Annotated in this window: 12 protein-coding genes; 7 read left to right on the forward strand and 5 right to left on the reverse strand. The window is 75.5% G+C overall.

Annotated features, from left to right (window positions below; genetic code table 11):
* Positions 1-1,129: methyltransferase domain-containing protein (locus ABZY91_RS39640; protein ID WP_355408824.1), on the forward strand; the 1,129-nt coding region annotated here is incomplete at its 5' end.
* A gap of 6 nt (positions 1,130-1,135) precedes the next feature.
* Here the strand turns inward: ABZY91_RS39640 and ABZY91_RS39645 are convergent.
* Positions 1,136-1,795, reverse strand: coding sequence for a TetR/AcrR family transcriptional regulator (locus ABZY91_RS39645; RefSeq protein WP_355408826.1), 660 nt, complete (start codon positions 1,793-1,795; stop codon positions 1,136-1,138).
* 222 nt (positions 1,796-2,017) lie between these two features.
* Between ABZY91_RS39645 and ABZY91_RS39650 the strand changes: the two genes are divergently transcribed.
* The 3 genes from ABZY91_RS39650 (at position 2,018) to ABZY91_RS39660 (ending at position 4,595) form a co-directional block, all read left to right on the forward strand.
* Entirely contained in the window at positions 2,018-2,776 is a 759-nt protein-coding gene (locus ABZY91_RS39650) for an SDR family oxidoreductase (protein WP_329880843.1), read from the forward strand.
* Between the two features lie 77 nt (positions 2,777-2,853).
* On the forward strand, positions 2,854-3,621 hold the full coding sequence (locus ABZY91_RS39655; protein ID WP_355408844.1) for an SDR family oxidoreductase: 768 nt from the start codon (positions 2,854-2,856) through the stop codon (positions 3,619-3,621).
* The gene (locus ABZY91_RS39660) at positions 3,618-4,595 is read left to right on the forward strand and encodes an NADPH:quinone oxidoreductase family protein (RefSeq protein ID WP_355408828.1); all 978 of its coding nucleotides are present in this window, start codon (positions 3,618-3,620) and stop codon (positions 4,593-4,595) included. Before ABZY91_RS39655 ends, ABZY91_RS39660 begins: the two co-directional genes overlap by 4 nt.
* Positions 4,596-4,631: 36 nt before the next feature.
* Here the strand turns inward: ABZY91_RS39660 and ABZY91_RS39665 are convergent, their stop codons facing one another.
* The gene (locus ABZY91_RS39665) at positions 4,632-5,525 is read right to left on the reverse strand and encodes an NAD(P)H-binding protein (RefSeq protein WP_355408830.1); all 894 of its coding nucleotides are present in this window, start codon (positions 5,523-5,525) and stop codon (positions 4,632-4,634) included.
* Between the two features lie 126 nt (positions 5,526-5,651).
* On the opposite strand from ABZY91_RS39665, the gene ABZY91_RS39670 reads away from it, so the two are divergent.
* Positions 5,652-6,074: a helix-turn-helix domain-containing protein gene (locus tag ABZY91_RS39670; protein ID WP_355408832.1), complete on the forward strand. Its 423-nt coding sequence runs from the start codon at positions 5,652-5,654 to the stop codon at positions 6,072-6,074.
* 124 nt (positions 6,075-6,198) lie between these two features.
* Here ABZY91_RS39670 and ABZY91_RS39675 read toward each other — a convergent pair whose 3' ends face one another.
* The 3 genes from ABZY91_RS39675 to ABZY91_RS39685 all read right to left on the reverse strand — a co-directional run bounded on the left by ABZY91_RS39675 (position 6,199) and on the right by ABZY91_RS39685 (position 9,972).
* Complete coding sequence (locus ABZY91_RS39675) at positions 6,199-7,497, reverse strand: esterase (RefSeq protein WP_355408834.1); 1,299 nt, start codon at positions 7,495-7,497, stop codon at positions 6,199-6,201.
* Between the two features lie 219 nt (positions 7,498-7,716).
* Positions 7,717-8,928 carry an acyl-CoA dehydrogenase family protein gene (locus ABZY91_RS39680; protein ID WP_355408836.1) on the reverse strand — a complete coding sequence of 404 codons (1,212 nt, stop codon included), beginning with the start codon at positions 8,926-8,928 and terminating at the stop codon, positions 7,717-7,719.
* A 3-nt stretch (positions 8,929-8,931) separates the two neighbouring features.
* Entirely contained in the window at positions 8,932-9,972 is a 1,041-nt protein-coding gene (locus ABZY91_RS39685; RefSeq protein WP_355408838.1) for a phosphotransferase family protein, read from the reverse strand.
* 191 nt (positions 9,973-10,163) lie between these two features.
* On the opposite strand from ABZY91_RS39685, the gene ABZY91_RS39690 reads away from it, so the two are divergent.
* Both ABZY91_RS39690 and ABZY91_RS39695 read left to right on the forward strand, forming a co-directional pair.
* Positions 10,164-11,252 carry a hypothetical protein gene (locus ABZY91_RS39690; RefSeq protein ID WP_355408840.1) on the forward strand — a complete coding sequence of 363 codons (1,089 nt, stop codon included), beginning with the start codon at positions 10,164-10,166 and terminating at the stop codon, positions 11,250-11,252.
* Positions 11,253-11,315: 63 nt separating this feature from the next.
* Positions 11,316-11,852, forward strand: a complete 537-nt coding sequence (locus ABZY91_RS39695) for a hypothetical protein (RefSeq protein ID WP_355408842.1) — start codon at positions 11,316-11,318, stop codon at positions 11,850-11,852.
* Positions 11,853-11,892: the final 40 nt, after the last annotated feature.

Genomic DNA, 11,892 nt, shown 5'->3' on the forward strand with positions numbered 1-11,892 from the left:
CTACCCGCTGAACGCCAACTTCCTCGCGGACGTCTACCGCACCGGTGCCGCCTCCAACGACTTCGGCTACAGCAGCGCCCGCCCGTCGCCCACCCTCCGCACCCCTACCGCCCGCGCTCCCGCCGTCCGCACTCCCGCCGCCCCTGCTCCCACCGCCCCGCACCCCTCACGCCCGTCGCCCGTCCGGCCGCACCGGACCGGCGACCGCCCCCACCCGTCGGTAGCGTGGCCGGGACGGCAAGGGCAGCGAGCAGCGGAAGGCCGGGCGGGAGCGATGGTCAGCGACATCGGCGGCGAACTCGATCTCACCGGCCTGCGACGCGTCTACGGGCGGCCCGGCCACCGGCTCTTCTACGCGCTCGTCTGCCGCAACGCCCGGCACTGGGGCTGGACCGAACCCGGCCAGTCCAAGTGGCGCTGCTGGCAGGCACAGCGCCGGCTGGAGGCCGTCCTGGGCCGCAAACTCGCGCTGCCGCCCGGCTCGCGCGTCCTGGACGCCGGAGCCGGCTCCGGCGTGGTCGCGCGCCGGCTCGCCGCCCGCCTCGGCCTGCGGATCACCGGCGTCGACGTCCTGGACTTCCACGTCCGCGAGGCACGCCGGCTGAGCGCCCTGGCCGCGCTGGAGGAACGCACCACGTTCAGCTGGGGCGACTTCCACGAACTCGACTACCCGGACGGCTCGTTCGACGGCGTCTACTCGATGGAGACGCTCTGCCACTCCTACGACCCGGCCCGCGCGCTGGCGGAGTTCCACCGGCTGCTGCGCCCGGGCGGGCGGCTGGTCCTGCTCGGCCCCGTCGGGTTTCCCGCGGCGGAAGTCCCGGCGGACAAGCGGGCGTTACTGGAGCCGTACCTGGACGCGATGACGATGGTGGGCGCGAAGCGCTACGACACCCGCTCGCTCGGCGGGCTGATCACCGACGCCGGCTTCCGGATCGAGGAGGAGCTGGACGCCAGCTCCTACTACCGGCCCACCACGGAGGCGCTGTACGCCTACTTCCGGATCCCGTACGCGGTGCTGCGGCGGTTCGGGGCGACCGAACAGTGGCTGGCGCTGCGGTCGACGGTGGAGATGTACGCGCTCCGGGACCACATCGCCTGGCTGGTGCACACCGCCGTCAAGCCGTGAGCCGGCTCACGGCCCCGGCGTCGACGAACCGGCCCCCGGCAGCTGCGCGCCCAGCATCCTGAGCACCAACTCACCGTACCGGCGGCCCAGTTCCTCGGGCGTCTCACTGCTTCGGTCGGTGTACCAGCGGGACACGTCGATGCCCAGCGAGGTGACCGCGCGGGCGGCCGTCCGCACCTCGCCGACCTCGAAGACGCCCGCCGCCAGGCCCGCCTCGATCAGCCGGGTGACCTCGCGCTCGATGTCCAGGCGGAGCGCCGCGACCACCGCGTAGGCGTCCTCGGGGAGCGCGTGCAGCTCGTAGTTGACCACCCGGCCGACCGTCCGGGCCCGGGCGTGCCAGGCGGTGAACTCCTCGACCAGCCGCCGCATCCGCGTCACCGGGTCACCCTCGCCGGCCACCGCCGTCCGGACCAGCGCGAGGGTGGCGGCGTGGCCGACCCGGCTGATCTCGGCCAGCAGCGCGGCCTTGGACGGGTAGTGGATGTACAGCGCGGCCGGGCTCATCCCGGCACCGGTGGCGATGTCCCGGGTCGTGGTCGCGTGGAAGCCGCGCTCGGCGAAGGACTCCACGGCGGCCCGGAGCAGCCGGTGCGCCGCCTCGGGGCGGGTGTCGGCGCCGCCGGGCAGCGTGGGCCAGAGCTCGGCGATGGGCGTGCTGGTCATGGCGCCATCCTCGCAGATCGGTCGTACGGACATTCGCCCCGCAGGAGCCCGCGAGAGCCCACGAGAGCCGGCTCGGGCGGGACGGACCGGCGGCCCGGGACCGGCGGCCCGCCCCGGCCCGACGGCTGTTGACAGGGTCACCCGCCGACACCATGCTAAGCAAGCGCTTAGTCACGGCCGTGCCGAGCCGCGCACAGGGCCGACCCCCGCCGAGAGGACCCCGTGGTGCACTCCTTCAAGGGCCAGGTGGCCGTCGTCACCGGAGCGAGCCGGGGCATCGGCCTCGGCATCGCACGCGAGCTGGTCGCCCGGGGGGCCAGGGTCTGCCTGACCGCCCGCACCCCCGGACCGCTCGCCGAGGCGGTCCGCGACCTGGGCGGTCCCGAGGTCGCCGTCGGTGTCCCCGGCAAGGCCGACGACCCGGCCCACCAGGAGGAGGCCGTCACCCGCACCCTGGAGGTCTTCGGCAGGCTCGACTGCCTGGTCAACAACACCGGCATCAACCCGGTCCACGGCCCGGTGCTGGCCACCGACGAGGCCGCCGCCGCCAAGATCCTCGCCGTCAACGTGCTGGCCCCGCTCGCCTGGACCCGCCGCGCGCACGCCGCCTGGATGGGCGAGCACGGCGGCTCGGTGGTCAACGTCGCCTCCGTGGCCGGCATCCGCGCCTCCCTCGGCATCGGCATGTACGGCGTCTCCAAGGCCGCGCTGATCAGGCTCACCGCCGAACTCGCCGCCGAACTCGGCGAGCAGGGCATCCGGGTCAACGCGGTCGCGCCGGCCGTCGTCAAGACCAGGTTCGCCGAGGCCCTGTACGAGGGCCGCGAGGACGAGGTCGCCGCCGCCTACCCGCTGGGCCGGCTCGGGGTCCCGGAGGACGTCGCGGGCGCCGTCGCCTTCCTGCTCTCCCCGGACGCGGCCTGGATCACCGGCCAGACGCTCGTCGTGGACGGCGGCGTCACGCTCGGCGGCGGCCTGTGAGCCCCGACCCGGGCCGGCACCCGGCCGCAGGCCCCTCGCCGCACGCCGCCGCGACCCCGTACGCCGGCCAGGGCGTGGTGGTAACCGGCGCCGGGCGGGGCATCGGCGCCGCCGTGGCCCGCGCCTTCGCCGCCGCCGGCGCCCACGTCGTGGTCAACGCCCTCGACGCCGGGGCCGCCCGCGCGGTCGCCGCCGACTGCGCAGGCGCCGCCGTCCCCGGCGACGCCGCCTCCGCCGAGGGGCTGGCCGCCCTCGTCGGCGCCGCCCGGACGGCGCTTGCCGAGCACGGTGCCGAGATCGACGTCTGGTGCGCCAACGCGGGCGTCGCCCCGACCGGCGGCGCCGACGCACCGCCCGCCGCGTGGGCCGCCGCGTGGGAGGTCAACGTGCTGGCCCACGTCCGGGCCGCCGAGCTCCTCCTCCCCCGCTGGCTGGAGCGCGGCACCGGGCGCTTCGTCGCCACCGTCTCGGCCGCCGGGCTGCTCACCATGCTGGGCTCGGCCCCGTACGCCGTCTCCAAGCACGGCGCCCTCGCCTTCGCCGAATGGCTGGCCGCCACCTACCGGCACCGCGGCCTCCGGGTGCACGCGCTCTGCCCGCAGGGCGTGCGCACCGCGATGCTGGACGGCACCGGCCCGGTCGGCGCGGCCCTGCTCGCACCCACCGCACTGGACGCCGACGACGTCGCCGAGGCGCTGCTGGACGGGCTGGCGGCCGACCGCTTCCTCGTCCTGCCGCACCCCGAGGTCGCGGAGTACACCGCCGTCCGGGCGGGCGACCCGGACCGCTGGCTGGCCGGGATGAACCGGCTGCAACAGGGACTGGAGAGGAGCGGGGCACTGTGAGGGCTTGGCAGGTCAGGGAGTTGGGCGAACCGCGTGAGGTGCTGCGACTCGCCGGGGGCGTCCCGCGGCCGGTCCCCGGACCGGGACAGCTGCTGGTCCGGGTCCGGGCCGCCGCCGTCAACTTCCCGGACGCGCTGATGGCACGCGGCCAGTACCAGGTGCGCCCGCCGCTGCCGTTCACACCCGGCGTGGAACTGTGCGGCGAGGTCGTCGGCGCCGACGGACCGTGGCGTCCGGGCGACCGGGTCGTCGGCACCCCGTTGCTGCCGCACGGCGCCTTCGCCGAGTACGCCCTGCTGGACGCGACCGCCGCCTTCCCCGCTCCCGCGGCGCTGGACGACGCCGAGGCCGCCGCGCTGCACATCGGCCACCAGACCGCCTGGTTCGCCCTCCACCGCCGGGCGGCGCTGCGCCCCGGCGAGACGCTGCTGGTGCACGCCGCGGCCGGCGGGGTCGGCAGCGCCGCCGTCCAGCTCGGCCGGGCGGCCGGCGCGCGGGTGATCGCGGTGGTCGGCGGGCCCGGAAAGGCCGCCGCCGCCCGGGAGTCGGGCGCCGACCTGGTGGTGGACCGGACGGCCACGGACTTCGTCGCGGCCGTCAGGGAGGCCACCGACGGCCGGGGCGCCGACGTCGTCTTCGACCCGGTCGGCGGCGAGGCGTACACCGGCTCCACCCGGTGCGTCGCGTTCGAGGGCCGGATCGTGGTGGTCGGCTTCGCCTCCGGGCGGATCCCGGAGCCCCCGCTCAGCCATGTGCTCGTGAAGAACTACACCGTCCTCGGCCTGCACTGGGGCCTCTACGCCACCCGTGACCCGCAGGCGGTCCGCACCGCCCACGAGGAGCTCACCGCACTCGCCGCCGGGGGCGTGGTCCGCCCCGTGGTCACCGCCCGCCTGCCGCTCACGGAGGCGGCCGACGCCGTCCAGCGGGTCGCCGACGGCACCACCACCGGACGGCTGGTGGTGCTGCCCTGACGGCGCGGGGCGGCCGGGACTCCGCCGACCCGGCCGTCACCGCCCGTCGGCGCCCCGGCCCGCCGCGCCGGCGGCGATCACCTCCAGGACCGGACGGGGGCGGCGGCCGAGCAGCGCCGCGAGGTCCCCCGGCCCGCCCGGCCCTGCGAGGAAGCCGTGCGCGACGGCCGAGTACGTGCCGGCCGTCATCGGCACCTGGAAGGACTCCGCACCGGAGGCCACGACGGCCGCCCGCAGTTCGGCGAGGGACCCGGGCCGGTACTCGACCGGCCGGTCCCCGGCCCGGCTCAGCGCCGCCGCGACGTCCGCGCCGCCCACCGCCTCCTCGCCGACCAGTTCGTAGACCCGCCCCGCGTGCCCGGCCGGCGCCAGCGCCACCGTCACGGCCACCTCGGCCAGGTCCTCCCGTGCGACCGCCGCGAGCCGTCCGTCGCCGAGCGGTGCGGTGATCACACCGTGCCGGTCCGGAGCGGCCAGGGCGCCCAGCAGCTCGGCGTAGAGGCCGTTGCGCAGGATCGTCCAGCGCAGCGTCGCCGACGCGCGCAGCCGGCGCTCGGTCCAGCGGTGGGCCAGCGCGTAGGCGAGGTGGTCGCCGTCACCGGAGAGGCTGGTGTACACGACGTGCTCGACCCCGGCCCGCTCGGCCGCCTCGACGGCCGCCCGGTGGCGGGCGATCACCACGTCGTCCTCCCCGTAGCCGGCCGAGATCAGCAGCAGCGTCCGCACGCCGGCGAAGGCCTCGTCCAGGGTCTCCGGCCGGTCGAAGTCCACGGCCCGGACCGGGACGCCCGGCACGGTCACCCGCTCCGGGTTCCGGGTCCCGGCCACCACACCGCCCGGGCCGTTGTCCGGCCCACCGGCCGACAGCCGGGCCAGCCGCTCCAGTACCAGGGCGCCCAGACCGCCGTTGACGCCGGTGACGAGAAGCATGGTTCCTCCGTGATCGAGAAGCGGTCGGCGGACGCCGACGGTCCGCCCCGGGCCGGCGGTCCCCGCCGCGCCCTGCACTGCGTCCATCCTCGATAACCTGGGCGTTCGGCGTAAGGAGGCACTTGCATGTCAGTAGGGCACACCGGCATAACCACCCCGGCCACCGCCCGTCCGGTGGTCTGGTGCGAGGACGGCGTGGACTGCGGCATCCGCGGTCTGCTGGACCGGCTCGGCGACAAGTGGTCCGTCCTGGTGGTCGTCGAACTCGCCCAGGGCGTACGGCGGTTCCGCGAACTCCAGCGCGCCGTTCCGGGGATCTCGCAGCGGATGCTGACGCTGACGGTCCGCCGGCTGGAACGGGACGGCCTGGTGTCGAGGACGGTCCACCCGACCGTCCCCCCGCAGGTGGACTACGAGCTGACGCCCGTCGGCCACAGCCTGACCCACCTGGTCCGCGCCATGGTGGACTGGTCCTACGACCACCACGACTCGATCCTCGCGTCACGGCAGGACTGGGACGCCGCCAACCCGGACTCGGACATCCGGTAGCCCGCCGGGAGCACCGCGCGAGGCCGGACGGGACCGGAACGGCGCACGAGGCCGGACGGCGGTCGCCCCGCCCGGCCCGCCCGGCCCGTCCCCCGGCCCGCCCGGCCGCGGTACGCGCGGAGGGTCAGCGCGCGTACTCCATCTCCGGGAACCTCGGCGACGGCCCGTCCAGCAGGTGGTCGTCGTGTCCGCGCAGCCAGCGGTCGAGGAACGAGGCGACGTAGGACCGGGTGGCGAGCACCGCGCGGTCGGGGCGGACCTCGCCCACGTCGCCGCGCAGGGCCTCCGCGGAGACGGCGCCCTGCCGGGCGAGCTGGGGCAGCAGGGACTGGGCGTCGGTGTAGGAGCCGTGCCGGGATCCGGTCAGGGTGACGTCGGCCTTCCAGCCCCGGGTGTGCTGCCAGAACGAGGCCCAGCCGGGCTGGTTCCGGTAGTCGCCGGAGTCCGGGCTGCCCGTGCCCATCAGCAGGAACGGGCGGTCGAGGCCGTTCTCGGCCACGCTGCTCAGGTGCACCCCCGTCCCGTCCGGGCCGGGGAAGTGCAGCTGACCGTCCATGTTCACGCCGGCCTTGATCCGCGGGTCGTCGTGCATGCTCTGGGCCGCGGTGAACCCTCCGGCCGAGTGGCCGACCATGCCCACCCGGCCCAGGTCGAGCGAGCCCGCGAGGGCCGCCGGCAACCGCCCGTCGGTCCGCAGCGCGCCCAGCTCGTCCAGGACGAAGCGGGTGTCGTCGACCCGCGTCTGCAGGGCCTTGCGGAGCAGCGCGCCGATGTCCAGACCGGGTCGGCCCACCATCGCCGGGAGCACCGAGGTGGCCAGGGCGCCCCCGGGGAAGGCCACTTCGGAGGCTTCGTAGGTGTGGTCGACGGTGACGACGACGTAGCCGCGCGAGGCGAGGTCCTCGACCAGACCGGTGCCCCACGTCCGGGGGTCGCCGAGCCCGGCCGAGTACAGCACCACCGGGCGCGGGCCGGCTCCGGGCAACGCGGGCGCGTCCTGCCGGGCGTGCGTGCGGACCCCCGACCAGTCGGTGCGGCCGGGCTCCGTACCGTAGTTGAAGACGGACGCGCCGCCCGTGCCCCCGAAGTGCTCGGCCGCACGCGGCACCATGTAGCGGGCCGGCTGCTCGTTCCCGGACACCGGACGGGTGGCCGGGTACCAGAGGCTGATCATCAGCTCACGGGCGCGGTCCGGCTGCCACGGGTCCTGCCGCCCGGCGTCGGTGAGTCGCAGCGAGGTGGTCCCGACGGCGTACGGCCCGACGGGCCGGGGCAGCCAGGCCCGTGCCTGGCGTTCCGCGGCGGACGCCGCCGCCGCGGCCGGGGCCACCGCCCCCGAGCCCAGGACGGCCGTCGCCGTCGCGGCCACCAGTACGGCGGCGATCCCCGTCCGCACGCCCCCTCCGTGTCCCCGCTTGCGCATGTCTCCCCGCTCCCCGTTCCGTGGGACCGCCGCCGACCGGCCGGCCCGTACCGCGACAGTACGGGCCGGGCGGTGCGGGGGGCGTCATACCGCGGAGCCAACCCGCCGGGTGCTACCCGGGTATGACATCCGATGACCTGCGCGGACGCGCGGCGCACGGCACCCGGACGGCGCAGCCGGGCACCGGTGCGTGCCTGCGCCGGCTCCTCCGGCCGGGGCTCACCGGTACCGCTTCAGCTCCCGCCGGGCCAGCGAGCGCTTGTGCACCTCGTCCGGGCCGTCCGCCAGACGGAGGGTGCGGTTGCCGGCCCACAGCTGCGCGAGCGGGGTGTCCTGGCCGACCCCGGCCGCGCCGTGCGCCTGGACGGCCTTGTCCAGGATCCACTCGACGGTGCGCGGCGTGGCGATCTTGATGGCCTGGATCTCGGTGTGCGCGCCGCGGTTGCCGACGGTGTCCATCAGCCAGGCGGTCTTGAGCACCAGCAGCCTCAACTGCTCGATCCGGACCCGGGACTCCGCGATCCAGTCCTGGATCACGCCCTGCTCGGCGAGCGGACGACCGAAGGCCACCCGGTCCAGGGTGCGGCGGCACATCAGCTCGACGGCGCGCTCGGCGGTGCCGATCGCCCGCATGCAGTGGTGGATCCGGCCGGGCCCGAGCCTCGCCTGGGCGATCGCGAAGCCGGAGCCCTCCTCCCCGATCAGGTTGCCGACGGGGACCCGGACGTCCTCGAAGTCGATCTCGGCGTGCCCGCCGTGCTCGGCGTCGTCGTAGCCGAAGACGGTCATGCCGCGCCGGACGGTCACGCCCGGGGTGTCCCGGGGCACGAGGATCATGCTCTGCCTGCGGTGCGGTTCGGCCTCCGGGTCGGTCCTGCCCATCACGACGAGGATCCGGCACTCGGGGTTCATCGCTCCGCTGATGTACCACTTGCGGCCGTTGACCACGTAGTCGTCGCCGTCGCGTTCGATCCGGGTGGCGATGTTGGCGGCGTCGGAGGAGGCGACGTCGGGCTCGGTCATCGCGAAGGCGGAGCGGATCTCGGCGTCGAGCAGCGGTTCGAGCCACCGCTCGCGCTGCTCGGCGGTGCCGAACTGGGCCAGCAGTTCCATGTTCCCGGTGTCGGGCGCGGCGCAGTTGAGGGCGGGCGGGGCCAGCTGGGGGCTGCGCCCGGTGATCTCGGCGAGCGGGGCGTACTGGAGGTTGGTGAGGCCGGCGCCGTGCTCGCCGGGGAAGAAGAGGTTCCACAGCCCCTGCTTCCTGGCCTCCGCCCGCAGGCCGGCGACGACCGGGGGCACCGCCCAGGCGGGACGGTCCGGGTCGGCCAGCTGGGCGGCCAGCACGGACTCGGCCGGGTACACCTGGCGGTCCATGAACTCCGTCAGCCGGTCGACGAGTTCGAGGGTCCGGTCATCGTGGGCGAAGTCCATCGTTCAGCGCTCCTGGGGTGCTTCGAGAGTGGTGAGGCCGTGCTCGACGAGGACGGGCGCCATGGTGCCGGCCCGCTCGAACCCGGCCCCGAGGGTGCTGCCCTGCCGGAACCGGTAGTGGATGCCCTCCGCGACGACGGCGAGCTTGTACGAGGCGAAGGCGACGTACCAGTCGAGGTCGGCGGCGTCCCGTCCGGTCGCCCCGGCGTACCGGGCGGCCAGGTCACCGGCCGGCGGGAAGCCCGGGGCGGTGGCGGCGCCGGGGATCAGGCCACCGCCGGCACCGGCGAGCTGGGTGTACATCACCAGCAGGCCGACGTCCGTGAGCGGGTCGCCGAGGGTGGACATCTCCCAGTCCAGGACGGCCGCGATCCGGTCCCCGTCGTCGATCAGCACGTTGTCGAGCCGGTAGTCCCCGTGGACCAGCGCCGGGGCCGGCGAGACCGGCCGGCGGGCGACGAGCAGCTCGTGCAGCCGGTCGATGCCGGGCAGGTCGCGGCTGCGCGAGGCGTCCAGCTGAGTGGACCAGCGGCGCAGTTGCCGCTCCAGGTAGCCCTCCGGGCGCCCGAAGTCGGCGAGCCCGGCCTCCGCCGGATCGATCCGGTGCAGCGCGGCGAGGGTCTCCACCAGCGACAGGCCGATGGCGTGGACGCGCCCCTCGCCGAGTGCCGCGAGCGGCGCGGCGTCCCGGTGCGCGGTGCCGGGCACGTACGCCATCAGGTACCAGGGCGCGCCGAGCACCTCCGTACCGGGGTCGAGGTGGAGCGTGGCGGGCACCGGCACGCCGGTGCCGTGCAGGGCAGTCATCACCCGGTGCTCACGGCCCATGTCGTGCGCGGTGGCGAGGACGTGCCCGAGCGGCGGCCTGCGCAGCACCCAGCGGGAGCGGCCGTCGGTGAGCCGGTAGGTGAGGTTGGAACGGCCGCCCTCGATCAGCTCGGCCCGCAGCGGGCCGTTCACCGTGCCCGGAAGCACCCGGTCGAGGTGGGCGCGGAGCCGGCCCAGGTCGAGCCCGGGCGGATCGGCGGGGTGGTTCTCCGGCACGGGCTCTCTCCTCGTCGGCCGTCGGCGGCCCTTGGTGGCCCGTCGGCTCCTTGGCCGGTCGGCCTGTCGGCCGGTCGGCCTATTGGTCTGTTGGTCGGTCGGCCTGTTGGCGATCCACTGACTAAGCGCTTGCTTAGCATTCAGCCGACCGCGTTCACCTGTCAATCCCACCCGCCCGCCACAATGTGCCCATGAGGTTGATCCACACCGTGGCCGGCGTGCTGCTCCTGCTGCTCACCATCGGCAGCATCCTGCGCACGCTGGTCGTGCCGCGCGGCCTGTACTCCTCCCTGGTGCACGGCCTGTGGCGGGCACTGCGGTCCGTCCTGCGGCTGACCGCCGCCCCGTTCGGCACCTACCGGGCGCAGGACCGGGCGCAGACCTGGCTGGCCCCGCTGATGCTGCTCGGCATGCTGGGGGTCTGGCTCGGCGCCATGCTGACCGCCTACACGCTGATACTGCACGGCACCTCGCGACTGGACTGGTCGGTCTCCTTCCGCGAGGCCGGCTCCAGCCTGCTGACCCTCGGCTTCGCCAGCGGCGACCGGCTCCACCTCTCCGTCATCGACTTCCTCGCCGCCGCCGGCGGCCCCCTCGTGATCGCCCTGCAGATCGCGTACCTCCCCACCCTCTACGCCGCCTACAACCGCCGCGAACTGGAGGTGACGCTCCTGCAGTCCCGGGCCGGCGAACCCGCCTGGGGTCCCGAACTGCTCGCCCGGCAGGCGCTGGTCGACACCGAGACCGCCCTCCCCCAGCTGTACCGCGACTGGGAACGGCTCGCCGCCGACCTCGGCGAGAGCCACTCCAACTACCCCGTTCTCATCTCGTTCCGCTCCCCGCAGCCCGAGCGCAGCTGGGTGGTCGGCCTGACCGCCGTCATGGACGCCGCCGCCCTCCACCTCGCGATCGCCCCGCGCACCGCCCCGCCCGAGGCCCGCCTCGTCCTGCGGGCCGGCTTCACCGCGCTGCGCGACATCGGCCGCTCGCTGCGCGTCGACTTCGACCCCGACCCGTCCCCCGAGGCGCCGATCCGCCTCGGCTACACCGAGTTCGACGCCGCCGTCGCCCTGATCGCCGCCGCCGGGTTCCCGCACGAACGGCCCGCCGCCGAGGCCTGGCCGCACTTCCGCGGCTGGCGGGTCAACTACGAGCACCTCGCCCACGAGCTCGCCCGCCGCAGCGACGCCGTCCCCGCCCTCTGGACCGGCCCCCGCGACTTCCGGGCGCCGACCGTGCCCCCGGCCCGCCCCACCGACCGCCGCCCGGACGTCATCTGACGCCCCGGCCGCGACGGGGCGTCCGCCCTTCCCCGGACCGGCTGCTTCGGCGATCATGGCGACATGAGCAGCGGTGCGAACAGCCGGTCCGCGCAGAACCGGAGCCGTGACGACGGCGACTCCCGTCCGGGGTGGGCCGAGACGGTCGAGCTTCGGACCGTGGACGCGGGCGGTCTGCTCCGGCCGGTCACCGTCCACCTCGGCGCCCCGTCCGTCGCGCGCATCGCCCTCCTCGACGGCGACTCGCTCACCGAGTTCGGCGGGGCCGACTACCGCGACTGCCTCACCCGGGCCCGGCGCCTGCTGGAACGGGAAGGCCGGCTGCTGTGCTGCCAGGGGGCCCGCCCGAACGTCCACCCGTCCGGGCAACTGCTCCAGTTCTGCAATGGCCGGGAGGCGTACGCCCTCCACCCGGAGGGCCGGATCGGGCCCCCGGAGACCGTCGACGTCTTCGCCCCGGCCCCGCCCGGGGACGTCGTGAGCCTCGACGACCAGCGGGCGGCGATCATCGGCGCCTGGAACGCGCGGCACCCGGCGAACCCGATCCGAACCCACCCGGTCCCCGGGTCACGCAACCCGGATCCCGGCGCCCCGAGCTGAACGCCGCGTGCGCCGGACCGCTGCTGCGGGTCCGGCGCAC

The organism is Kitasatospora sp. NPDC002965, from assembly GCF_040611255.1.
Lineage (GTDB): Bacteria > Actinomycetota > Actinomycetes > Streptomycetales > Streptomycetaceae > Kitasatospora.